This window comes from Desulfoluna spongiiphila (assembly GCF_900101345.1).
In the GTDB taxonomy this organism is placed as follows: Bacteria; Desulfobacterota; Desulfobacteria; order Desulfobacterales; family Desulfolunaceae; genus Desulfoluna; species Desulfoluna spongiiphila.
The window spans coordinates 20,934-44,201 of record NZ_FMUX01000013.1; the positions used below are offsets into that span (position 1 = coordinate 20,934).

16 protein-coding genes are annotated in these 23,268 nt (G+C 55.9%); 7 read left to right on the plus strand and 9 right to left on the minus strand.

Annotated features, from left to right (window positions below; genetic code table 11):
* Position 1: 1 nt before the first annotated feature.
* Both BLQ12_RS16765 and BLQ12_RS16770 read right to left on the minus strand, forming a co-directional pair.
* Entirely contained in the window at positions 2-1,426 is a 1,425-nt protein-coding gene (locus BLQ12_RS16765; protein ID WP_092212159.1) for a MotA/TolQ/ExbB proton channel family protein, read from the minus strand.
* Positions 1,423-2,232 carry a DUF3450 domain-containing protein gene (locus BLQ12_RS16770; RefSeq protein WP_139164011.1) on the minus strand — a complete coding sequence of 270 codons (810 nt, stop codon included), beginning with the start codon at positions 2,230-2,232 and terminating at the stop codon, positions 1,423-1,425. Before BLQ12_RS16770 ends, BLQ12_RS16765 begins: the two co-directional genes overlap by 4 nt.
* A 577-nt stretch (positions 2,233-2,809) precedes the next feature.
* Here BLQ12_RS16770 and BLQ12_RS16775 point away from each other — a divergent pair.
* The gene (locus BLQ12_RS16775; protein ID WP_175469881.1) at positions 2,810-4,972 is read left to right on the plus strand and encodes a TonB-dependent receptor; all 2,163 of its coding nucleotides are present in this window, start codon (positions 2,810-2,812) and stop codon (positions 4,970-4,972) included.
* 346 nt (positions 4,973-5,318) lie between these two features.
* Here the strand turns inward: BLQ12_RS16775 and BLQ12_RS16780 are convergent, their stop codons facing one another.
* The 6 genes from BLQ12_RS16780 to BLQ12_RS16805 all read right to left on the minus strand — a co-directional run bounded on the left by BLQ12_RS16780 (position 5,319) and on the right by BLQ12_RS16805 (position 13,328).
* Positions 5,319-7,682, minus strand: a complete 2,364-nt coding sequence (locus BLQ12_RS16780) for an efflux RND transporter permease subunit (RefSeq protein ID WP_092212165.1) — start codon at positions 7,680-7,682, stop codon at positions 5,319-5,321.
* A gap of 22 nt (positions 7,683-7,704) precedes the next feature.
* Positions 7,705-8,904 carry a DUF1302 family protein gene (locus BLQ12_RS16785; protein ID WP_092212167.1) on the minus strand — a complete coding sequence of 400 codons (1,200 nt, stop codon included), beginning with the start codon at positions 8,902-8,904 and terminating at the stop codon, positions 7,705-7,707.
* On the minus strand, positions 8,901-9,707 hold the full coding sequence (locus BLQ12_RS16790; protein ID WP_217640336.1) for an outer membrane lipoprotein-sorting protein: 807 nt from the start codon (positions 9,705-9,707) through the stop codon (positions 8,901-8,903). The genes BLQ12_RS16785 and BLQ12_RS16790 overlap by 4 nt, the downstream gene beginning before the upstream one ends.
* A gap of 254 nt (positions 9,708-9,961) precedes the next feature.
* Positions 9,962-11,971 (minus strand): TonB-dependent receptor, encoded by a 2,010-nt coding sequence (locus BLQ12_RS16795; RefSeq protein WP_092212169.1) that lies wholly within the window; start codon positions 11,969-11,971, stop codon positions 9,962-9,964.
* A gap of 337 nt (positions 11,972-12,308) precedes the next feature.
* Positions 12,309-12,509 (minus strand): helix-turn-helix domain-containing protein, encoded by a 201-nt coding sequence (locus tag BLQ12_RS28395; protein WP_092212171.1) that lies wholly within the window; start codon positions 12,507-12,509, stop codon positions 12,309-12,311.
* Between the two features lie 21 nt (positions 12,510-12,530).
* Entirely contained in the window at positions 12,531-13,328 is a 798-nt protein-coding gene (locus BLQ12_RS16805; RefSeq protein ID WP_092212173.1) for a thioesterase II family protein, read from the minus strand.
* 754 nt (positions 13,329-14,082) lie between these two features.
* On the opposite strand from BLQ12_RS16805, the gene BLQ12_RS16810 reads away from it, so the two are divergent.
* From BLQ12_RS16810 to BLQ12_RS16840, 6 genes are all read left to right on the plus strand, one after another.
* Entirely contained in the window at positions 14,083-16,134 is a 2,052-nt protein-coding gene (locus BLQ12_RS16810) for a TonB-dependent receptor (RefSeq protein ID WP_175469882.1), read from the plus strand.
* Positions 16,135-16,185: 51 nt separating this feature from the next.
* Positions 16,186-16,446, plus strand: coding sequence for a FeoA family protein (locus BLQ12_RS16815; RefSeq protein WP_092212177.1), 261 nt, complete (start codon positions 16,186-16,188; stop codon positions 16,444-16,446).
* Positions 16,434-18,503: a ferrous iron transport protein B gene (gene feoB / locus BLQ12_RS16820; protein WP_092212179.1), complete on the plus strand. Its 2,070-nt coding sequence runs from the start codon at positions 16,434-16,436 to the stop codon at positions 18,501-18,503. Before BLQ12_RS16815 ends, feoB begins: the two co-directional genes overlap by 13 nt.
* A 192-nt stretch (positions 18,504-18,695) precedes the next feature.
* A complete protein-coding gene (locus BLQ12_RS16825; protein ID WP_092212181.1) occupies positions 18,696-19,718 on the plus strand; it encodes a methyltransferase in 1,023 nt (340 codons plus the stop codon).
* A gap of 65 nt (positions 19,719-19,783) precedes the next feature.
* A complete protein-coding gene (locus BLQ12_RS16830; protein WP_175469883.1) occupies positions 19,784-20,809 on the plus strand; it encodes a helix-turn-helix transcriptional regulator in 1,026 nt (341 codons plus the stop codon).
* A 522-nt stretch (positions 20,810-21,331) separates the two neighbouring features.
* Positions 21,332-21,643: a hypothetical protein gene (locus BLQ12_RS16840; RefSeq protein ID WP_092212187.1), complete on the plus strand. Its 312-nt coding sequence runs from the start codon at positions 21,332-21,334 to the stop codon at positions 21,641-21,643.
* A gap of 318 nt (positions 21,644-21,961) precedes the next feature.
* Here the strand turns inward: BLQ12_RS16840 and BLQ12_RS16845 are convergent, their stop codons facing one another.
* Positions 21,962-22,933 carry a hypothetical protein gene (locus BLQ12_RS16845; RefSeq protein WP_139164012.1) on the minus strand — a complete coding sequence of 324 codons (972 nt, stop codon included), beginning with the start codon at positions 22,931-22,933 and terminating at the stop codon, positions 21,962-21,964.
* Positions 22,934-23,268 lie beyond the last annotated feature (335 nt).

Consider the following 23,268-nt stretch of genomic DNA (forward strand, 5'->3'; position numbering starts at 1 on the left):
ATCAGGCCCTCGCCTGTTTGGTGCAGCCCTGGGCGCAGCACCCGATGGTTTCCCGGTGGACGATGTTGGTCAGGGCCACGGCTTTTTCTTCCATGTCGCCGATGATGTGCTCCACCCGTCGGTTCAAGACGGTGTGCAGGAGCATGATGGGAATGGCCACGGCAAGGCCCAGCATGGTTGTGATAAGGGCCGTGGAGATGCCCCCGGACATCATGCGCGGGTCGCCGGTGCCGGCGATGTGGATCACCTCAAAGGTGTCGATCATGCCGGTGACCGTACCCAGAAGGCCCAACAGGGGAGCCACGGCGCCGAGCATCCCGAGGAAGGGGAGAAATCGCTCAAGGCGGGGAAGCTCCTTTAAGATCGCTTCCTGAAGAATGGTCTCAAGCACCTGGCGCCGTTCGCCCCTGGCCTGGAGGCCTTTTCTCAGGACGTTGTACACCGGGGTGGTCTTCTGCTCCTTGACGATGAGGTCGCACTCTTCCCACTGCCCGTACCCGGCCAGCTCGTTGACCTTGCCCATGGTGTTGTCCGTGTTGTCGTGGACCTTTTTCAGGAACAGGGTCCGCTCCAGCCCGATGAAGAGCCCGGCCAGGCCGATAAGGACGATGGGCCAGACCAGGGGGCCGCCGTTTTGGATGCGCTCCACAAAACTTGGGGTGCGCCTCAGGTGGTCCAGGGCCGCCCCGGCGCTCAGGTCCAGGGCCAGGGTGTCGGTTTTGCCCTGCACGTAGCGGTTAAGCCTCCACCTGAAAATGCGTCCGGGGGGAGCGGGCAGCTCCTTGAACGAAAGGGTGGCGGCGTCATAGAGAAGGGGCTCTGTGTCCTTTTCCTTGACGGCCAGGGTCATGAAGGGTCCGGCCGACAGGATGGGCAGCTCCCTGGAGATGCCGTCCCGACCGGTGACGGACGCCGTGCGTATGGCCACCTCGCTGCACCGGGCGATCTCATCGGTGAAATAGGCGAAAAGGCTGGTCAGGTCTTCCAGGCCTGGGAACTGGGTGCCGTCGGCCAGGGTTTCCAGGTGGGCCAGGCGCTCCGGGGTAAAGGCGGAGAAAGGGGACGCCAGGGAGAGATCCCGGAGGTTTTTCGCTGCGGTGCGCACGATGGCCACGATGCGTCCCACCTCCTTGTCGAGTTTGTTCCGCCGTTCGGTGAGGTCGGTGATCCGGGTCTTAAGGGTTTCGCCCCGTTTTGTTTCGTCAATGGCCTGGGCCTTGAGTCGTTTGATGTCGCCGGCCAGGCGCCGGATTTCGCGGGTGAGGCTCTCCCGGTCACCGGAGATGCGGGTGCGGGAGGCTTTGTCGGTGGCCTGGCGCTGTGCAAGGGCCGTTTCGGCGCTCTCCATGGCCTGGCGAAGGTCTGCTGTCCACGCCGTGGTGGCAAAGGCAAGGCAGAGGGCGGTAACAATCAATATGCGTTTCATGGGGCCACTATCCTTCCGATGGGCAGGCTGACAAGTTCTGCGCTTCGTTCCCTTTGAGCAAGGGCGACCGCTTTTTTAAGGTGCGTGACACAGTTGGCGGGCAGGGGCTCAAAGGCGCCGGTCTTCGGGTTGAAGACCCCGCACCCTTTTTCGTCGAGGGTGAGGTAGTAAAGGGAGAGACGCCCGACTTTCAGCAGCTGAACGGTGATGGGCTCGCCTGCCACCTCGATCTCTTCCTGCCAGGCTTCGCTGGTGTGGCCGAACTGGGTCTCGATGGTGAACAGCTCCAGCAGTCGCTCAAGTTTTTCCGCCTGCTTTGTGGCCGGGGCCTTGACCCATTCGGCGAGGGCCGAAAGGCGAGTCTCCCTCTCGCTCTTGAGAAATGGCAGGCTCTGGGTGACAACCCGTGCCGCGCGTCTTGTCTCTGAGGCAATGAGGGGTGAGAGGCCTTCGGTCAGGTGAGAGGCCTTGGCGATCTCCTCGTCGAGCCTTGCTGCCTCCTCCTCTTTTCTCCCGTTGGCCCAGAGCAGGGCGTCTACCTCTTCCTGGAGTTTTCTCTGTTTACCTTGCATGCGGGCAATTCTGGTCTCCAGGGCGAGACGTTCTTTTTCCCAGGCCCCTTCCCGTTCCTGGGTGGTGTGGGCAAGGGAAATGTCCTGGCGGACGGTCTCATCCAATGAATGGGAGTCGGACCATGTGAGGCCTGGTCCTGTGAAACCGACCGCCAGGGACAACAGGAGAAGCGTTCCGACCCGTTTTGCCGTACGGCGCCTCTGGCGTTTTGTAGGTGTGGAATGTGAAACCATGGGGGAATTTTCTTTGATGATTGTTTGTTGAAAGAAAAAGAACGCAACGATGACGTACGCCTCAGGGCCTGAATGCACAAATTTTTACCGGCTGATAAGTTGTGTGTCAACCGATTTTTTTTAGTTCTTCTCGAAAAGTTGGGGATACCAAGAAAAAATAAGGAACCCACATATTCATGTCGTATGCCTTTTTTTTATTTTGTCGGGGTGCGTTAGGTGTTGTGTTTTTGATGCGGGGTTTTGGATGTGAATAATAAGTTTGACAACTCTAACTTTATCCCTTAACACTCATAGTGTTTTTGGCTTGACTAATTTTTATAGCTTTCCGAAACAGTAGAAAGGGAGCGTGTATTTTTATGTAGATTCTCTCAGGGGAGGGGGGGCGTGCCGTTATTCGGCAGGGCCTGTGGCTGTACCGGACCGAATGGAACGGAACAGGGGGCCGCTGTATTGACCTGCACGCGCTGCCACCGAAACCTGAGCCTGTTGGGGCAGGGGCTGCCGTTGCCATAACGCCATGCAACGGTGGGATGGGGCCCTGCCCATTATTCGAGTTATTGCAGGAGTTGTATCAGACATGATGTTTTTGCGTTTGGTGATCGCCGGTACCCTTATCGGCATGATGTGTTCATCGGGGGTGTTTGCCCTTGAGGGGAACCAGGATGTTTCGGTTTCCGAAAAAAAGGTAAAAGAAGTGACGTTGGAGGAGAGTACGGTCAGGGGCGAATACATAGAGATAGAGGCTATTAGCAGCACCAAGAATATTAAGGTGATCACTCGGGGAGACATGGAGAATAAGGGGTATGAGAATCTTTCTGAGGTTCTGGACGATGTACCGGGAATCAACGTGTCCAAGACGGGGTACGGGGAGATTGACATCCGTGGCCAGGGAAGCCGTACGGCTGGACGGAACATTCAAATCATGGTTGATGGGGCCCCGATAGGTATTTTGACACAGCACCCGTACAAAACAGACTACAACATCATCCCCGTTGATCAGATTGAGAAAATCGAGATCATCGAGGGAGGCGGCGCCGTTCTTTACGGTAGCGGTACTGCAGGCGGTGTCATCAATATAACCACAAACCTCAAGGGAATGAATAAACCCCAGAACTCCGTGGGGTATGAGTACGGATCTGAAGACCAGCATCGTTGGTTTGCCAATATAGGACTTCAGCCCACGGAGAAGCTCGTGCTCCAGGCCAACTATTCCGCTGATGACTCGGATCTTTATTTTAAAGATACATTCAAGAAAGGTGAATACGTGGGGCTCGGGGGGGCATACCGCCTCACCGATAATCAGATGATGTCCCTCAAGTACACCCATTATGAGGAGGAGGGCAAATACGTCTACAACGTTACGGCAGAGAACCTGAAGAAATACGGCAAGGATTATGTGCCCGCCGAGACTCGGGTGACTGTCGGTTACGATGAAGAGGCTGGAAAATACCTCCGCGAGACAAAGAAACGGTACAACCAGAGCGACAGGGAATCCGAGGGTTTTAAGGCCTCCCACAGCATTAATTTTACCGAAAACCTTTCACTTATGACCGATCTGATGTCCCAGAAGGGCTCCTATCGAAATTCTCATTACGAGGATAAGGACATGGACTATGAGACGAAGGGAGCCAAGCTCAAACTGAACTGGGGGTACGGTGAACAACAAAACCTTTTGTTTGGCGTGGACCGTATCGACCAGAAGGCGTGCCTTACAGTGCCCAAGTACAGGCAGAAAACCAAGGACATCTTTGACTATAAAAAAGAGATTAAAGCTGTCTTTATCCACAATAAAAACCGGTTGAGAAATTTTGAGTTCACTCAAGGGCTGCGCTTGGACATGACGGATTGGATCACCACCAAACCAGAAGGTGCCGGTACCAAATTTGCTGGCACATCAGCGACATTCGATAACGAGCGCAGAAACGAAGCCTATGAACTTTCCTCTGCCTGGCTTTATTCGGATACAGGACGCCTCTTTGCCCGGTACGAACGAGGGTTTACCACGCCGGACGGTATCCAGATGACCGATGATGTGTATGTAGACCGCAAGAGAAAACTCTACCTGCCCACCGAAGCCGAAGATGAGATTTACGACACCTACGAGATCGGGATGCGGGATTATTTCCTCAACACCTTTCTCGCCGCCACCGCTTACGTCACCACCACGGACAACGAGTTGAATCGAGTCTCTATTGCAAGCGACATCTCCGGGTCTTCGTGGAAAAAAGACAAAAAAACCATGAACCTACTGGAGACGAAACGTTACGGTGTGGATTTTTCTGCTGAACACGTGTTCGGAAGGCTCAGGCTCACGGAAGGTTATACCTGGTCCATGGGAAAAACCGATTACAATAGCAAAGGAAAGGCACTCATCGAGGAGGGCAAGCAGATCGACTGGAGTGACAGCGGACTGCAGAAGGTGCCGGAGCACAAGGTGGTTCTCACCGCCGATTACGACCTGACCTCCCATCTGACGGCCGGAGTGAAGTACAAATACACCGGCGGGTACGCCAATTATTTTGATGAAGCGAACAAGCCTGAAGACGAGTTGGTGGATAGTTACGAGACCACGGATCTGAGTCTGCGCTATAGCATGGCCGGTGGTCTCACCCTGTACGGTGGGGTCAACAATCTTTTTGACGAAACCTATTACCACTACGTGGCCAGTGGTTCTTCATCCTCAACAGTCTGGCCCGCTTTTGGACGGACCTGGTTCGTCGGGGCGAAGTATACCTTCTAAGGGCTAACGTTGAAAAAGAAGCCTTCTATAGTCAACGTTGAATGAACTGCAGAGCCACAGAAGGCTCTGAAAAGAGGACAAAACATGTGGCGGTCAAGGGATGATCCCTGGACCCCAGGTTGCAAATGGTCTCTCCCTTTTTTCTCGGGGTGAGACCATTTGTGCGTTTTTTAGAAAAGGTCAACAATCTGGTAACTATACAGCTTGCCTCCGGCGGGTCCTTGTTTTGAAAAAAACTCCGCAACACACATCACGCGAATGCCCCGAGAACGATCGCATAATGGCTGCCTCCATGCATTCGCCATAGGGTTTCAAGATTCCCCACCTTGCCGCCGGAGGCTCTTTTTTACGCCGCATGGCTTTCGAATTGCGAATCGGTTGCTGTCTCCTTGCCGAAAGGTTTGACTTTAAGCAAAAGGACCGGCGTGACGAACAGGTCGGCGGCCAGGGCCGTCAAGATGCCGATGCCCGTGAGGAGCCCCAGGTGCACGTAGACCTTGGCCACCGAGGTGGTATAAACCGAAAAATTGGCGGTGATGATCACCGAGGTCATGCAGATGGCAACCCCGATGGTGTTGAAGGTGCGACGGATGCTAGTGGCGTAGTTTCCCGTCCTCTGGAATTCCAGGCGGCAGTGGTTGATGAAGTGAATGGTGTCGTCCACGGCAAGGCCCAAAAGCATGGGCATGATGGTGATGGTCATCATGTCCAGGGGGATGTCCCCCCACCCCATGAGCCCGCCAATGGCCATGGCAGGGGCAATATTCGGGATCATGGCGATGAGGCCGATTTTGATGCTGCCGAAGACCAGCATCATGAGGAGGGTAACCACCCCTAAGGCGATGGCAAAGGAGATGAGCTGGCCCCTGGAGACAATGGTTTGCATAAAGGTGAACTTGGCGATGGAACCGGCCATCCCGATGGTGGCATCGGGGAAAAGGCTCTGGGCATGGGCCTTGAGGGATTCGAGTTCACGCTTGGCCTTTGCGGAGTTGTAATCCCCCATCTCGATCTGCATGCGCAGTCGCTGGTAGTCGTAGTCCACCCATTTTTCCGCCTCGGCCCCGCCGGCGTTTTCATAGAGCAGGAGGAGCTGTGCCACCATCTGTCGGTTTTCCGGGATGGTATGGAAGGCGTCGTCTCCGCTGTGGAGGGAGCGGTTCATGTCCTTGATGATGGGGATGAGGGAGGTGACCCGTTTGGTGAGTTCATACCCTTCGGCTTCTCGGATCAGCTCTGCAAAGGTGTCCAGGTTGGCAGGCGCTTTGGCGTCGCCTGCCTCGGGGAAGGTGACGGTGAGGTCGTAGGAGTAGAGGGACCCCACCTTGGAGTTGGCCACATGGAAGATCTTTTCCACGTAGGGGATTTTCAGGCCGAAGCTTTTGATGATGTCAAAGGAGACCTCAAAGCGGTGAAGGCCTGCACTGCAGAGGATGAAGATGCTCATAAAGGCGATGGCCATGGCCGTGGGACGGGCAAGGACTTTGCTGCTGAGGCCGTTGAGCAGTGCCGTGGTGTGGGCATGGGCTTTGCCCTTTTTGGGCTTGCGATCTTTGCCGAAGCTCAGCACCGAGGGGATGAGCACCAGGGTGAGGAGAAAGGTGATGCCCACCAGCGCCGATGCCGTGGATCCCGACCACCGGATGGGTCTTACGGGGACGAAGTGAAAGGAGAGCAGGGCCCCGATGGTGGTGAGGGCGGTGAACAAAAGGGGCCATCCGCATTCGGATACGGCAAAAAAGACCGCCGGCTTTCGTTTTCCGGTCTCTGCCATGTGGCGGTTAAAGAAGCCGAAAAGGTGGATGGCGTAGCCGATGGCCACGGCAAGGCCCAGATAGATGGGCACAAGGATCATGGAGGGGTCGATTTTCACCCCCAGGTACCCCTGGATGCCGAAGGTGATGACAATGCTTGACGCCGCGATGAGCATGGGGAGCACCACGCCGGTGAGGGTTCGGATGGCAAGGGCCAGGACGATGATCGTGGCGATCAGGGAGAGGCCCATGTTCCGGGCGGTCTCTTTTTTGAAAAAGGCGGTTTTGTCAAAGGCAAGGACGGGCAGCCCCGCCCCCCTGGGGTTCAGCGACGCATATTTTGCCTGGGCGATGATCTTGCTGGCCACCGTGCCGGCGGCGATATCCGGGCCGATGTTGTCGGCGTTGCGCCATTTGTCGGGGTAGGTCTTCATGCGAAGGAGGATCCAGGTCTGGCGCGAGTCATCGGAGACGATGCGGTTGACGAAGAGTTCCCGGGACAGGGCTTTGGCGCGGATGGTTTCCAGCACTTCCCGGCTTTGGGGCACCGGGTCGGGCACCAGATCGGAGATGGTGAGCCCCCCTTGGGTCCCTTCTGTGAATTCGCCGTCGGTGATGGAGAGCAAGTCGTCGGAAAAGGGCACCCTGGCCTTGAGCTCTGCCCCGAGCTGCCGGATCAGGGTGAGCACCTCGGGGGCGAACACATCATCCACCTCCACGAGCACGGCCACGTATTCGTTGTTGCCGAAGATGGCTTTGAACTCGTCGTCGGCAATTTTCATGGGGTCGTTTTCCAGGAACCAGTTGTCCCATGAGGTGTCGAACTGGATATGCTTCATGCCGCTGACGCAAAAACCTGTGATAAGGAAGAAAAGAAGGATATTGATCCACCTCAGGCGGACGATGGTCTCCGCCATGCGGTGGAACGCGTGGTTGATTTTGATGAGGTTGAGCATGGGATAATCTCCTGAGGTGATGTTAAAAACTGTACTTGGCTTTGACCCAGATCTGGGTGTTGTCTTTGTAGCGGCCGTAGATGCCGCTTCGGGTGCCTGCAAAGAGGTCTGCCCCGGCCATGGCGTGGAAGCCGTCCGTGATCTCGTAGTCCGCTTCGAAGCGGTTGAAGAGGTCCTGATCATTGAGGGTGACGTAGCCCATGTTGGAGAGCTCCAGTTTTTCCCGGAACAGCTTTTTGGCGACCCGCAGGGTGAGAAGGCCTCTGGTTTCGTCCTGGACGGTGTCTTCGTTGTGTCGGACGATGTGCTCTCCCAGGGCCTGAACGGTAAAGGTCCAGTCCTCCCCCGGGTACCAATCGCAGCCCGCAAGGGCTTTGATAAGGGGCTTTTCAATATCCGGCGCCCCTTGCTCTGCGACGGGAAAGGAGCCGCTGGAGAACCAGGCCGCCTCTCCCCTGACCACAAGGGACCCCAAGGGGACCGAGACCGTCATGCCCGCAAAGGAGGTGCGGCGGTAGCCCAAGGGCTCGGGGTCGGTGTCTGCGGCGACCTGAGCGGGCAGGTCGTTCCAGAGGCGGGCCCAGGAAAAGGTGAGGTCCACCCCGGGAAGGAACCAGCTCGCCCGAACCCCCACTTCGCCATTTTCGAGCGTTTTTTCCGGCTCGGTGGGGGTGGGGTCGGGACCTGTGCCCACGCGCCATGGGCTGTCCGCTTCGGGGAGCTTCGCCGGCTCGAAAAAGGGAATCAGAACGGTTTCTATGGTGAGGTCGCCCGAGCCTGTGTACCTCAGGTTTACGGCGTCGATGGGCATGCGGATTTCATCCAGGTCCCGGGTGGCGTACTCGGTCAGGTCCGAGGGACAGAGGACATCGGTCACCTGGAGGCCGTCGGAGTTGCCCCAGATGATGATCTGCCGTCCTGCCCGGACATCCCAGCCATCCCCTGCGTAATCCAGGTACCCTTCGTGGAGTCGGACCTCGGAGGACTCCTCGTCGATGTGGTTCTCCGAGGCATTCACCGAGGCAAAAAAAGAGGCCTCATCCCGGCTGCCTTCGGTCTCCAGTCTCAGTCGCGTCTCCGAGGCGAGAAATTCGTGGGGGGATTTCACCTGAACGGCGTGGCGGGTTTCCAGGTACCCCGCAAAGGGCAGGGGCCCTGCTCCTGCCGGTGCCGTGGCCAGAAGCAGAACGCATGCGGCAACGGCCAGGGGAGGCAACCTCATCGACGCAGGCCCCTGGACAGGGCGTTGACCTTGAATTGGCTGTCTTTCAAACCGGTGTCATAGCGTACATCCCGAAAGGTCATGAGGGTCGTGTGGTGTTCCACGTGGTTCTCCATGCGCATGGCCGTGACGGTCCAGAAGCCCCCGATCTTTTCCACGGTGTCCACGGTGTAGGTTTTTAAGTGCCCGTCCTTGTCGTAGTAGTCCGTCTTGACAGGCAGGTCTTTCTCCTTGTCGATCCAGTTGATTTTTTTCGTGTACATGTCGGTGGGATCCACGGGCACGGACTCCACCACCCAGCAGTCAACCTCTTTAAACGTCTCTTCCCTGAGGAGGCGGTGGGTGTCTTCGTCCACGTTCCGGTCACCCATGTCGTCGTAGGTAAAATCCGTCCCCATGAAGTAGTCGTTGGTGGCCTCTCCGCTGATGCGTCGCGTGTTTCTCAAGGCGGGCATGTAGAGCCACCGGTCGTCGTCCTTGTCCGGGTCGTCGTAGTCCCAGCTCAGGAAGGCGGTGCCGGCCACATCGGCGGGCTTTTTAAAACGCATGAGCTTTCGGGTGTCTTTGCCGTAGTCTTTGCGCCAGGAGACAACCTGGCGGATGCGCTGGCGCCCTCGCCGGTTGATGAGGGTCATGGACAGTTCGGAGATGCGGTCGTCCCCGTCGGGGCATTCGTCTACCCTCACCATGATGTCCCGGCCGGAATACGCTGTGCACTGGGCATCTGAAAGGGGGATAAGAAGACCTGCCAGGAGGGCAAAGGCGCAAAGTGCCCTGTTTTTTTTTGTGCAGGGTCGGGTCATTCTATTTACCTCGCTTTTTCGGTGTATGAAAATTATTTGCCAAGGCTAACTTATTGTGCATGGTCTTCGTAACAGGGGTTAAAACGGGCCGTCAATATGCGGAGTGCGTATACGCCGTTTCGGGGTATTTAAACTTCCTGAAGGGGTATGGGGACCGGAATACTGATGACTTGGAGGGATCGTATGGAGGACATGGGCAAGAGGCCCCTGTCCCCTTTCATGGGGGGACGAGGGCTGGGAAAAGTGCTCGGGGGTTAAAATCGGACGGTGACGCGGGCGCCCCACTCGGCTGGCGGGGAGTAGATGTTGTAGACCCCCGCAAAGTTTAAGGTGTCGTATGTCGTGTCAAACACATTGCGCCCGTAAAGATAGACATCAAAGGCTTGGGCTTCATACCCCCATTTTACGTTGACCAGTTCGTAGGCATCCCGTTTTGTGGTGTTGGTTTTATCCAGGTACATATCCCCGTAGCCGGTGGCATCGACCTGGGCAAAGAGGCCCCGCGCGTCCCGGTAGGCAAGACCGCAGTTGAAGCTGTACCCGGGGGCAAACCGGTTTTCGTTTCCGCTGTAGTTGCCCAGGGCATCTTCAAAGGTGTCAAAGGTGGTTTCATTGAGACCGATGCCCCCGAAGAGGGTGAAGCTTCTCCCCAGAAGTGCCGTAAATTCGATCTCTGCTCCCTGGGATGTGGCTTCGGCAGCGTTGGACGTGTAGGTATGGGCAGGGTTTGATGTGGAGATATTTGCCGTGACCTGCATGTTCGAAATATCCATGTAGTAGAGGTTGACGTTGAGGGTGAGCCGTCGCTGAAGGAGTCGTGATTTAAAACCGATGTCATAGGAATAGAGGGTCTCTTCGTCATAGGTCTTCGGATAGCCGGCGATGGCGTAAGGATTGAACCCGCCGGAGCGGTATCCTTTTGCTACGGTGATATAGCCCATGATATCCGGCGTAATGTCATAATTTACAGCCACTTTGGGAGACACTTCGTTGTAGGTGTTTTTCTCGTCCAGGTCTCTGTTTTTGTCGTCGAGCTCTTTTTTTTCGTCGTCGTATCGAAGACCGGCGATGATGTTGAGGCGGGGGGTTACCCCATAGTTGATATGCCCGAAGATGCCGAGGGAGTCTCCGTCAATGGTCTGCAGGATGGCCATGGGCATGCTGCCCGTCCACGTTTCATCGATCTCGTTTTCAAAGATGTCGGCATAAAGGCCCATGAGCCAGCTGAGGGCGCCAGATGTGCCGCTGAGGCGAAGCTCCTGGGAACTCTTTGTGTAGACGTTGTCCAGAAAAAGGTGCCTCTCCAGCATGGGGTTGGAGGTAAAGTCGTTGTCCTGGACCTGTTCACCATGGAATCTCCGGTGGGTGGTGACGGAATCGATGGCAACGTCGGGGGTGATGTCACCATGAACCTTCAGGCTGGTGAGGTCATTGCTGGAGGTGTTCTCTCCATCGAGGTCGGAGGCGACCTCCCGGTCGGGTTGGAACCGGTTCCCCAGGCTCCCGGCGCCGTCGTCATATTCCAGGATGCTTTTGATGAGGGTGATGTCCAGGGTGTCGGTGGGGGTAAGGCGCAGGTTCACCTTTCCATAATTGTTTTTCCGGTCATCCACCTCGTCCCCTGTAAGGATGTTTTTGACGTACCCGTCTTTTTCATAGTGGTGCAGTGAGACGCCCAGGAAGAGTTTGTCTTCGATGAGGGGCCCGCCGACGGACGCAGAGGCCTCGCGCAGGTTGTCGCTGCCGCCCCGCACGCTCACCTTTCGGGTCGGTTCGTTGCTCAATTCCGTTGTAATGATGTTGAGGACACCGGCCTCCGTGTTCTTTCCGTAAAGGGTTCCCTGGGGGCCCTTGAGGACTTCGATGCGCTCAATGTCAAGAATGGGGTCATTGATGCCGATGCCCATGGTCATCGGGATCCCGTCCACGTAAACACCCATGGTGCTCTCCAGGGTAATGGCATCGGCAAAAAGGCCGCGGATGGAAGGGGGAGAGGTGGTGGAGAACCCCAGGTCGAACATCATGAGGGATGGGGCGTAATTGGCAACGTCCCGCAGGACTCCGATTTCGCGGTCTTCCGTGTCCATGGCGTCAAGAAGGGTGAGGCTGATGGGTATGCTCTGGGGATCTTCACTTTGTTTCTGGGCGGTGATTACCACCTCTTTCAATGCCCGAGGTTCTGGCCCTTTTTCACCATAAGCGGTGGCGTTGCCGAACACCAGAAGGCAACAGAGAAAAGCCATTGGAATGTTACGCGTGCGCATGAGTACGAAGTCCTTCGTTTATCCGGCAGAACCGGAATTTGATGCTGGAATGAGGAAAAGGATCCCTGATCAGCCTTGGAAGCCCCCGGGTGTGTGTCAACACCTCTGTCTTCTGGTTTTGTTGTTGGTTGGGGGGATGACTTTGTTGGGCTGCCAAATTAATTTTTGGCTCCAAAGAAGTTAGTGTAAGTCATTATAAGTGTCAATGCGAAATGTCTTTTGACCCGCTTGTGGAGAAGGAGGGGCTGCCGACATGGGGGAGGCGCCATCCCGGATGTCAGGCATGGCGAATTGAAGGGCGTGAGGTGATGATTTTTCTTCTGTTTGAATCCTGCGGTCAGGCCGTTTTGCTCGACCGGGAGACGTCTCCGGGGTTGACGCCATGCTGCTTTTTATAGGACCGGATAAAGTGACTCACATTGGTATAGCCCACCTCCCAGGCTGTTTCACTGACATTGAGCTCTCCCTCCACCAGGTATTTATTGGCGAGCCGAGTGCACCCTTCTTCTGGGTTACCGGGCCTTGAGTATGGGTGCATTCGACTCGTGAAATATCCGGGTTAAGGCGTCGTTGCGGCCGCATGGCGATCCGTCCGGAGGAGATACACTTCTTCGTGTATCAGAGTGGCAATTTTGCTGAGCAGGTTCTCTTTGTTTTTCAGGATGAAAAAATGGTCGCCGTCGACCATTTTAAGGGTGAAGCAAGACGAGGTGTATCGCGACCAGGTGATGAGTTCATCTCGGGTCGTTTCCGGATCGGACCTTCCCCCGAATGCCGTGATGGGACAGTGTAGTGGTGAAGACTCCCTGAGTCGGTAGGTTTCGTCTACGGTGAAATCGGCCCTGAGCATGGGAAGGAACAGGCCCGTGAGTTCCGGGTTGGTCAGAACGGCCTGGGGAGTCCTGGAGAACCGTTTGAGTTCGGTGATGAGCGCTTTGTCCGGGAGGTGATGAAGGGGTCTGGGTTCAGGGGTATGGGGTCCTCTGCTGGCCGCCACGATCAGGTGGTGAGGTTCGATTCCCCACGATTTTCGCAAGGCCCTGGCCACCTCAAAGGCCACCCGGGCTCCAAGGCTGTGTCCGAAGAGAATAAACGGCATGTCCAGATAGGGGAGCATTGCCTCGGCGAGGGCCTCTACCAGCGAGGGCATGGAGGTGTATGGCGCTTCGGAAATACGGTTTTCCCTTCCGGGTGTTTGTACTGCGTACATCCCGACATGGGGTGGCAGGAGCCTCTCCCAGCCATGAAAAACAGATGCACCGCCGCCGGCGTAGGGAAGGGCGAAGAACCGGACACGTTCTGTGTGTGCCGCGGGCTTGATGATGAACCATTTTGAAAGGCTCTGGGCAGGCGTCATAGATACCTCATTGAAGATAGTTGTTTAGGTGTGGTTGCGAAGTGAAAGAGGTATGGCAAGGCGAAAAAATTTAATCGATCTAAAACTATAGTGGGGCCACTAACGTGTCAAATAACGAATACTCATATTTCAGAATTGGGCATAAAAAAAACCTTTTGGAGTATTTGATTCAGGCGGGAATGACCGCCTGAAAATAATTCATTCGATGGGGCGATGATATCTATCCACCAGCCTCGGGTCTGACCCTTCAGGCAAAATGCTTGTCTGCGATGTGGAGGAGGCAATGGCCCTGGGTGCAGATGCCGTGTCCGTGCATGTGAAAATCGCCGCCCTGTGAAGGACGGCAAAGGCTTGCAGGCAATGGGGTATATCCCCTTTGGCCATGATGTATCCCTTCGGGGAGGGGGGGGCAGAGAGCCCTGCCTCCACTGGAATCGCTGCCCGTGTTGGTGTTGAACGCGGTGCGTACCTTATCAAATGCCCCAACACGGGAGACCCCCACTCCTTTCCTTTTTCAGAAACCGCAGCATACCCCGATCCGACATTTGAATAGCCCGGGACGCAGGAAACCGTCATAGCTCTTGTGAAGTGTGTCGAGTTTCCGTAATAAATTTGCCGAAGCAAAAAAGTTTCCTTTAGGCGTTATCGCTTTTAGCGCGGCGGACGGGCATCCGGTACCCGGCGTGCCCGTGTGTTCGAAAATGGTTGATTTGTGTCGATGCAGCGTAACGGTTGCAGTCTAAGGAGTGACGGTATGATGACATGTCGGTTTTCTGGGTTGGTGTTCCTGGGCCTTTTGTCCAGCATTCTTTTAATGGGCTCCACAGGGTATGCGGGGGAAGATTCCCCCGAATCGTATGAAGGAGAGACAATCACAGTGACGTCACGGAAGGTGGAAGAGAAGGTCAAGGATGTGCCTGCAAGCCTCTCCGTGTTTGACGGGATGATGATCAAGGACAACAAGATAGGGGGTATCGATGAGCTGACCTATTTTGTCCCCAACCTGAGTTTTGACAAGCTCAACACCCACGAGACCACCTTGAGCTTTCGAGGTATCGGGGGGCTGCCGAGCATGAACAAGGTCTGGCTGATCAATGTGGACGGGGTGGCCATTCCCTACGTTGCCCTGGATACCTTCCTCGATACCGAGAGGGTGGAGGTGCTCAGGGCAGGACAGGGGGCCCTGTACGGCCGGAACACACAGGCCGGGGTTGTAAACATCATCACAAAAGACCCCGGCGAGACGCCCGAGTTCGAGGGAGGGATCTCCTATGGGTCCTACAATACCATGGAGGCCCGAGCGATTTTCAGCACCTCCCTTACCGACCAGTCGGGTCTGCGTGCCTCGTTTAAGGCCTCCTCATCGGACGGCTACTTTGAAAACGATTTTTACAACGCCGATGACACCAACGATGACACCCAGTACACGGGGGCATTGAAATACACCCACCGTGCCGGAGACTCAGATATCGAATTGTCGGTTTTCGCCGACAGCTACGATTCCGGGTACGATACCCTGGTGCCCCTTTCCGAAGGCCCTTCCTACCATACCCGAAACAATGAAACCGGAAAAAACAAGGGCTCCCACGTGACCCCCATCCTCACCTTCAACCGGGAGATGGGCATCGGCACCTTGACCACCGTCACGAGCTACACCGATTCGGAGTACGAGATCCTGGCCGACTTTGACTTCACGGAAAAAGATATCTTTGTGTTCGGTTACGAGGAAAATTACAACACCTTCTCCCAGGAGGCCCGCCTGGCAGGAAAGACTGGCAATGTCAGCTGGCTCGGTGGAATCTACGGCATGTACGAGGAGCTGGACCTCCAGACGGACATGACCTTTGGGCAGGATGCGCCTCAGAGCCAGGGGATGACCATGCAGCAGATGTCCACCGTCGATACCGTCAACGTTGCCGCCTTTGGCGAGGTGAAATGGGATTTTGCGTCCCGATGGCAGTGGGCGGGGTCCCTGCGGGCGAATTATGAGAAAAAGGACCTGGACTGGAACGGCCCCATGGACACCAGCCTGGACATGGACGAGGACTGGTCTGCCCTGCTTCCCGCCACGAGTCTTACCTTTGCCGTCAACGACGAAAACAATGTCTACACAGCCATCTCCACCGGTTACCATGCCGGGGACTACTCGGCCAACCAGGTGAAAAAAGAGCTGGTGGAGCAGGTGGTGGACCCCGAATATGCCGTCACCTATGAAATCGGGTGGAAAAGCGATCTCATGGACAAGCGCCTGAGGGCCAATGCGGCTGTGTTCTACACGGACTGGCGGGACATGCAGGTGAATGTGACCAGCCCAGGAGGAGACGGCGGCATGGCCATTTCCCGGCGGGAAAATGCCGGTGAGGCCCACAGCATCGGGTTTGAATCCGACGTCTCCTTCCGTCCGGTTCAGGGCTTTGAACTCTATGGCGCCTTAGGGATCATCGACATTGAGTTTGACGATTACGAGATCAACAAATCCACCGGCACCAACCTCGAGGGAAACAAGATCCCCAACACACCGGAGTACAAGTTTACCCTGGGGAGTACCTACTTTTTCAACGGTGGGTTCTTCATGAACGGGTGCGCCTCGTTTGTCGGGGAAACGTATCTTGACGAGTACAACAAGGTCGAACAGGACCCCTATACCCTCATGAACGCTTCCGTGGGGTACGAGACGGAGCGCTGGACGGCCAGGGTGTACGGGAAAAACCTTCTGGACGAGGAGTTTTACGTCCATCACTTCAACGGCGCGGGCCGTGCAGGGGATCCCCTCATGGTGGGGGCGGAAGTGAGCGTTCGGCTTTAGGGGGCGGCTCCGTGGGAGGCGCAACCCGATTTTTAGTGAAAGGGGTTGAAGATGACGCAAAACAGTCAGGAGCTGTCGCTGGACCGAACCGGGACCGGCCATCGGGTACGCATCAAACAGTTGAACGGGGGGCGGCATTTTATCAGCAGGGCCACCGGTATCGGTTTTACGCCGGGTGCCTTGGTGGTTGTCCTCCAGAATTACAAGGTGGGGCCGCTTATTGTCTATCTGCGGGATACCCAGGTGGCCATCGGGCGCGGTGAAGCGCGAAAAATCATTGTAGGGAAAGAGCCAACGTCATGTCGAATATAGCAGCAGTTGCGCACGAGCCGGTTTTTACCGTTGCCGTGGCGGGACAGCCCAACACGGGAAAATCCACGTTGTTCAATACCCTTACCGGCTCCAGCCAGCATGTGGGGAACTGGCCGGGCAAGACCGTGGAAAAAAAGAGCGGCATTTTTGAGACAGACCACGCTGTGTACAACGTGGTGGACCTGCCGGGGACCTACAGCCTCTCTGCGAACTCCCAGGAAGAGCTGATCGCCCGGGAGTTTATCGTGGAGCAGCGACCGGATCTTATCGTGGTTGTGGTGGATGCCTCCCAGCTGGAACGCTCCTTTTATATGGCGGCAGAGGTCATGGCCATGCGCGTACCGGTTCTCATCGCCTTGAACATGATGGATGTGGCCGACGCCCAGGGCAAGCGCATCGATGTCGGACACATGGAGGCGGCCCTGGGGGTTCGTGTGGTTCCCATGACAGCGTCCAGACAGGAGGGGGTTGCCGATTTGATCGAAGCCATCGAAGCGGGCAGCACCCGGGGGGACGCCATGGAAACCGGGACCTGGGGCATCGACGGGGCGCTTCGGGATACCTTTGGCGAGGTAAAGGGGCAGGTGGCGGATCACCTTCCCGACGGGTACCATCCGGACTGGGTGGTGCTCAAGCTCCTGGAGCATGATGCGAAGCTGGGCGGGGTGATGGAAAAGGCCATGGGGGCAGACCGGTGGGGTGCTGTCCGTGACCGCATGGCCACCGGAATGTCAGGCCTGACTGCTGTGGCAGAGGCACGCTATGACTGGGTCCTGAAGCGTCTCCACGGGTGTGTGACCACGCTGGAAGCGAATGACGGGCACCCCGGAAGGGGGCGGTTTGACAGGTTTGCCACCCATCCGGTGTGGGGCGCCCTGTTCAGCGTGGGGGTTATCCTGGTGGGCTTTTTTCTGGCTGCGTGCATCGGTTTTTCTTGTGTGGGGTTGCTGCAGCCCGTCACCACCGCCTCCATCGGGGCGGTGGAGGCGGCGTTTGCAGGGGCGCTACCCGTGTTGTGCGATATGATCACCCAGGGTGTCATCCCGGGGGTGTTCATGGTGTTCTGCATGTCCTCTTTTGTGTTCGGTATCCTGGTGCTGATCGGGTTCCTTGAAGACATCGGGTACCTGCCGAGGATGGCCTATGTGGCGGATATCCTCATGAACAGGATCGGACTCCATGGCAAGTCCTTTATGCCCCTGTTCATGGGGTTTGGGTGCAATATCGCCGCGGTGATGGGAACCCGCGTCATCGACTCGTCGCGGCAACGGTTCCTGACGATTTTTCTGTCGTCCCTGATTCCCTGCCCGGGGGTGATGGTCACCTGCGCCTTTATCGTGACCATTTTTTTTGGTCATGTTGCCTCCCTGGTGGTTGTGGCCATGGGCGGCGCCCTTCTTCTTCAGCTGATTCTCACCTCATTGCTTGTGGGGCGAACGGTGTTGCCCGGTACCTCAACGGGCATGGTGATGGAGCTGCCCCCCTATCACAGGCCCAATGCAAAGACGATCTGGAGCTATGCATGGCTTCACTACAAGGGGTACCTGAAGAAGGGGGGGACGTTGATCGCGGCCATTATTCTCATGGTCTGGGCCCTCTCCTATTTTCCGACGGGCAACATGAACGACAGCTACCTCGCTGCCATGGGCAAGGCCCTGGAGCCCCTGGGGCAGTTGATGGGTATGGACTGGAAGCTGTTGACCTGTCTGTGCGTGGCCTTTTTTTCCAAGGAAGCGGCCCTTGCCGCCATGGGGGTTATTTACGGCCTGCATGCCTCGGACGGATCCCTGATGAGTGTGGTGATGGAGAGCATCGCCCAGGGACAGCTTGCCAGCCACACCCAGCTCGCCGATTTCCTTGCGGTCTCCATTTCGAGGCCCAGCGCACTGGCCTTTGTCTTCGCCATTTTGTTTTCCATCCCCTGTTACTCCACCGTGGGGGTGATCTATTTTGAAACCAAATCCATGAAGTGGACTGTGGGCACCGTGGCGTATTACTCCCTGCTCTCCTTTGTGTGGGGCGTGCTGGCCTATCGTGTGGGGCTTCTTCTGTTTTGATTTGCTAACCATTTAATTTTCCAGATGTTTGGTGGATAGAGAAGGCGCCATCGCCCAGTGATTTTTTAATGATGTCTTGTTGCGTAGGCTTAAAAAGTTTGTCAACCCAAAAAGAGCTTGACATGCCTTTATCTCCTCCGTAGCATAGACAGAAATATAAACGATGCGTTTTTAACTAATAAGGAACACACTATGAACTTTCCGGAACTTACCGTTGATTTTAAAGATACGTGCAACATGCTGTTCATCGCTCACATGCCGCAGATCCTCGGCACGGCCGTTGACCTGCGCCTTTTTGACGCCCTGGCCGCAGAGCCCATGGGGACGGAGCATCTTGCCCGTGAATTGGGCACCGACTCCGATATGACCCTGTCGCTGCTGGAGATCCTTCGTGAAGGGGGCTATCTGGCCGAAAGGGCCGGCGATTATTCTCTGAACCCCGTCGCCCGGGAGTTTTTCGTGTCGTCCTCCCCTGCGTTCCAGGGACGGGTGCTGACGGCCATGGCCAACATGTCCGGTCTGCTGGGAAACGCTCGGGAGATCATGACCCAGGGCGGGCCCGCCCACGATGATAAACTATGGGCCAACGAGGAGATGATGGAGACCATGCTGCAGGGAGGTCGGGGCGGCAAGATACAGAGCGCAGCAGCGTTTATCGCATCGCTTCCTGAATTTTCATCCATGCGTCGCATGTGCGACATCGCGGGCAGCTTCGGGTATTTTTCCATGGGAATCCTGGACCGCCACCCTGAGATGTCCGCGGTTGTGTGTGATCTTCCGGAGGTTGCCGAAGCTGCCGGATCGTATATCGAAAAGGCGGGCTACGAAGGACGCCTTGAGGCGCGGGGCGTGGATTTGGCATCCGGCGGGGATTTCGGTGAGGGGTACGACCTGGTGTTTGTCTCCAACTACCTCTACGAGTGGAGCCTCGATCACCGCCTGGTCGATTTTCTGAAGCGTGTCCGTTCCGCCCTTACCCCCGGCGGGGTGTTTGTCTCCAGACACATGACCCTGGATGTGAGGGGGGAGGATCTTAAGAGCCAGCTGATCATGGAGTACATGACCCGCCTCGGGGGGTACCCCACCCATGCCATCTCAGAGGCACGCCTTACCGAGGCGCTTACCGAGGCCGGCTTTTGCGATTTTACCGTGAGAAAACCCGAAGACGGCTCCTATGACAACACCCTGGACATTGCCGCACGAGTGGCGCCATAAAACCAAACGGTTTTTATGTGCCCCATGGTGCCGATGGATGTCCTTATAACCGCATGAGACCACCGATGGAACGAGACATGTTTCAGGAGAGACCAGAAGACGACGACGCCGCTTTTTTTTGCAGTGATTATCGCAAAACCTCAGAGACGTCTCCCTATGGGGAGGTGACGAGTTCCTTTGCAGGACTTAAAGGGGACTCTGGCTGCTATGAGGTGATTCCCATCCGCTGCGGACTCTATCTCACCGTGGGGCGTTTCTGTGCGAGCCGGCCGCTGGTACTGGACTTTGAAATCGCCGGTGCGCCCATTGACTTCGAATACTGGCTCAGCGGATCCGGGGAGTGCCGGCTGCAGGGCCTGGGGCCGAGCCCCTCGGTACTTCAAAGCGGTGCCGGAGCCATGAACGCCAGCTACGCCCCGGATACATCGGGGCGTTGCATGTCGGTGGGGGATGCGGATATCTGCATCGTGGGGCTCTCTGTGGATCCGGTGCTCCTTTACACCCTGGCGGGGGACGATGCCGCCGGCTTTCCCCATCGGCTCCGTCCCACCTCCGAAGGCCGGGTCAGGGACAAGTTTACACTGAAAGGGAGCCTTTGCCCGGCCATGCAGTCGGCCTGCCATCAGATCCTTACCTGCCCCTTCACCGGAGGGTGTCGGGACCTCTTTCTGGAGAGCAAAGCCCTTGAACTTCTCTCCCTGCAGGTGAACGCCCTGTCGTCGTCCCCTGACGCGTCCGGCCGAGGACTTACCCGGCGGGACACCGACAGGATCCATGACGCCAGGGATTGTCTCATCTCCGACCTGAAACATCCTCCCACCATTGCCATGCTTGCCCGGCAAACGGGCATCAACGAAACCAAGCTCAAGGCCGGCTTTCGAAGCGTCTACGGCACAACCATTTTCGACTACCTGAGGCGCCATAAAATGGAGGTGGCACGCATCTGGCTGGAAGAGGGTGGGAAAAATGTCAGTGAAGCCGCCTATGACGTAGGGTATGCCAATGTCAGCCATTTTATCAGGGCCTATCGCACCGTGTTCGGTGTGAACCCCGGAGATTACGTGAGGCGCAATCGGTTGGTGATGTCCTGACGTTTCAGACCCACGTAACCCACGCGGCTGGGTAGAACCCGTCGATTCAACAGAAAGAAAACATGTGCAGATCACCATGTGTTTTAAGGGTGCTATGATTTATTCTCATGGATTTGAGAATTGGTATGTCCTCCATACGGTCGCCGGCCAAGAAGAGCAGGTCGCCATAAAGCTGAACACGCTCTTGAATCAGTCCTTGTCGTTTTACCTGCCCAGAAAGGAAGTGATTCATACCGTAGATTTTCCATCCTATGGAGGCCCATTGGTTCAGGGCGGTCCCCGGGGAGCAGAACAGGATACTGCCGGTTCGCCTTGAACCTCTTTGGGGGAGCTTTAGAGGGGGCATGCCACAGAAGCGCAAAAATCGTTGCGGTTTGATTTTTAGGCTTGCCAAAAATATTTAGATTAATATAAAAATAGAGTGGCGTTTAACAGTAAAGTCGCCAATCCATTAACGATGCGGGGTGTGATTAACGACAGTCTGCACGGCAGACCTCCCCATGAACACAAGGAGATGAATCCATGGAACCCAACCGATTTGGAACGAGCCGCGAGATGGTGATCGATGAAATCAATGTGAACGGGGTTATGCAGGTGATGGCCATTGACGAGAAGGGCCTTTACCTGACAACCCCCGACAGGGTGGGGCGCAACATGGCCGATGTGAACCGCTACGGCGGTCAGCGAAAACAGTACCTCGATACCCTGGAATCCCTGGGGTACGACACGGAAAAGATCCGTAACGAGAACCGCCACATCGTTGCGGCCCTTGCCGAAAACGGACCCACCGAAAGGAAACTCAACCCCATCAAGGCCTCCAAGCGCGGGGAATGATGGCTGGCTGAATACGTTTGGCGATAAAGGCCCCGGGGCCTTTGGCTAACGGCGCGCCTGTTTGGAAGCGGGCGTTTTCCGTTGTCCTCCGATACATTTTTTTTCCGGAATGTCTCCGTGGCTCTGAACACCGTCGGAAAAGACCAGGCTCACAAACGATCCATCCGTTTAAAGCCTTCCCTTCGAAGCGGCCCGCCTACGGGTTGAACCCTACAAAAAAGGCTCCGGGGTTTCGGAGCCTTTTTTGTGGGTATCGGGGACATTTACGAATTTATCTTTTTTGTTTCAGGTGGCCAGGGGTGGACCGTTTGTTAGCGGCTACCCTTCGCACTGTTTTTCAAGCTCATCGAACTTATCTGGGTCTGAAAAGGAGAGGTCCACGAGGGCCTTGGGAATGGCGCTCTGCTCACACATGGCGCGGATCTCTTTTTCCACCTCGCTGAAATACTGGATTTCACGAATGGCATAGATGTGCTCAGCCACCTGCTCCATGGGGATGTCTTCGAGAGCCGGGCCTTCTGCCTCGGCTTTTCTCTTGGCCGCGGCTTCATCTGCTAAGCGCTGCTGCTCTTTCAGCTCTTCTTCCATGGCCTTTTTGGCTTTGTCGATGTCTGCCTGATCAATCTGGGCAACCTCAATGATGAGATCTTCCGGGATATCATTGCTGAAAAGGAATTTTACTTTCTCATGGTCGGGCTTGTCTTCCACCGTCTCAAGCAGGGACAGCACATTGTTTCTTGCCGCAATTTCTGCTGCGATATCGGCATTCACCTGATTCAGTTTTTCCTGGGGAATGCCCATGCGCTCCAAAATCACCGGGCTTTCGACGCTTTCGTCTATCAAGAGCCGAATACCCAGGTCACCGTCCATGCCTTGGGCCTTCTCGATAAGCAGGTCCAGTTTGGCATCTTCAAACATCCAGATCAGGGCTTCTCGCCTGTCCGTTTTCTGGATCCTTTCCCAGGTTTTGCCCAGATCATCCGTGACCCTGTAAGAGGCATGGCAAGGGTTGGCCAAGTCTTCAAGGGTCAGTGCGGAAAGTGCCTTGTTCAGGTCTTTGAGCATGGGTCTGCCGACCTTCAGCATGTCGTCCAAAGCCCATCTCAGTGCCATCATTTTGATGCCGGATTTTGAAACCGCATACCCTTTGCCATCCAGATCGCCAACCATCTTCCGGACTGTTTTTTCCTTGTCCTCTTCGGTGATGCTTTGTCCCTCAAGGGCAAGCAGATTCTCTTCAATGGCCAACCAAAGGGGCGTCATTACAATTGTCTCTTCATTTATTGTCATGCTTCTTTTCCTTCTTATCTGGGTTGTATCCCCATGGTTCTGACACGATTAACAGACACAACATGCTGCCGCATAAACCGGAGGCGTGTCATGCGAACTTTTGTTTGTGATAAGCTAACATTATTGGTTCTTCCAAACAAGAAGATTGTACGATGTCATCATCAGAATGAATGATGGCAGCCTCCATGGGCAAAAGGGGCGGGAGAATGGTGAGCTCCTTGAGCCGTTCAAGGAGATGGGGCGTCCAGCTTTTTTTCCAGATATGCCGCGACTTTTTTTGCAAAGGGAAATCCCGTATAGGTTGAGCTACCGCAGAATCCTTCGGTTTTTACCTC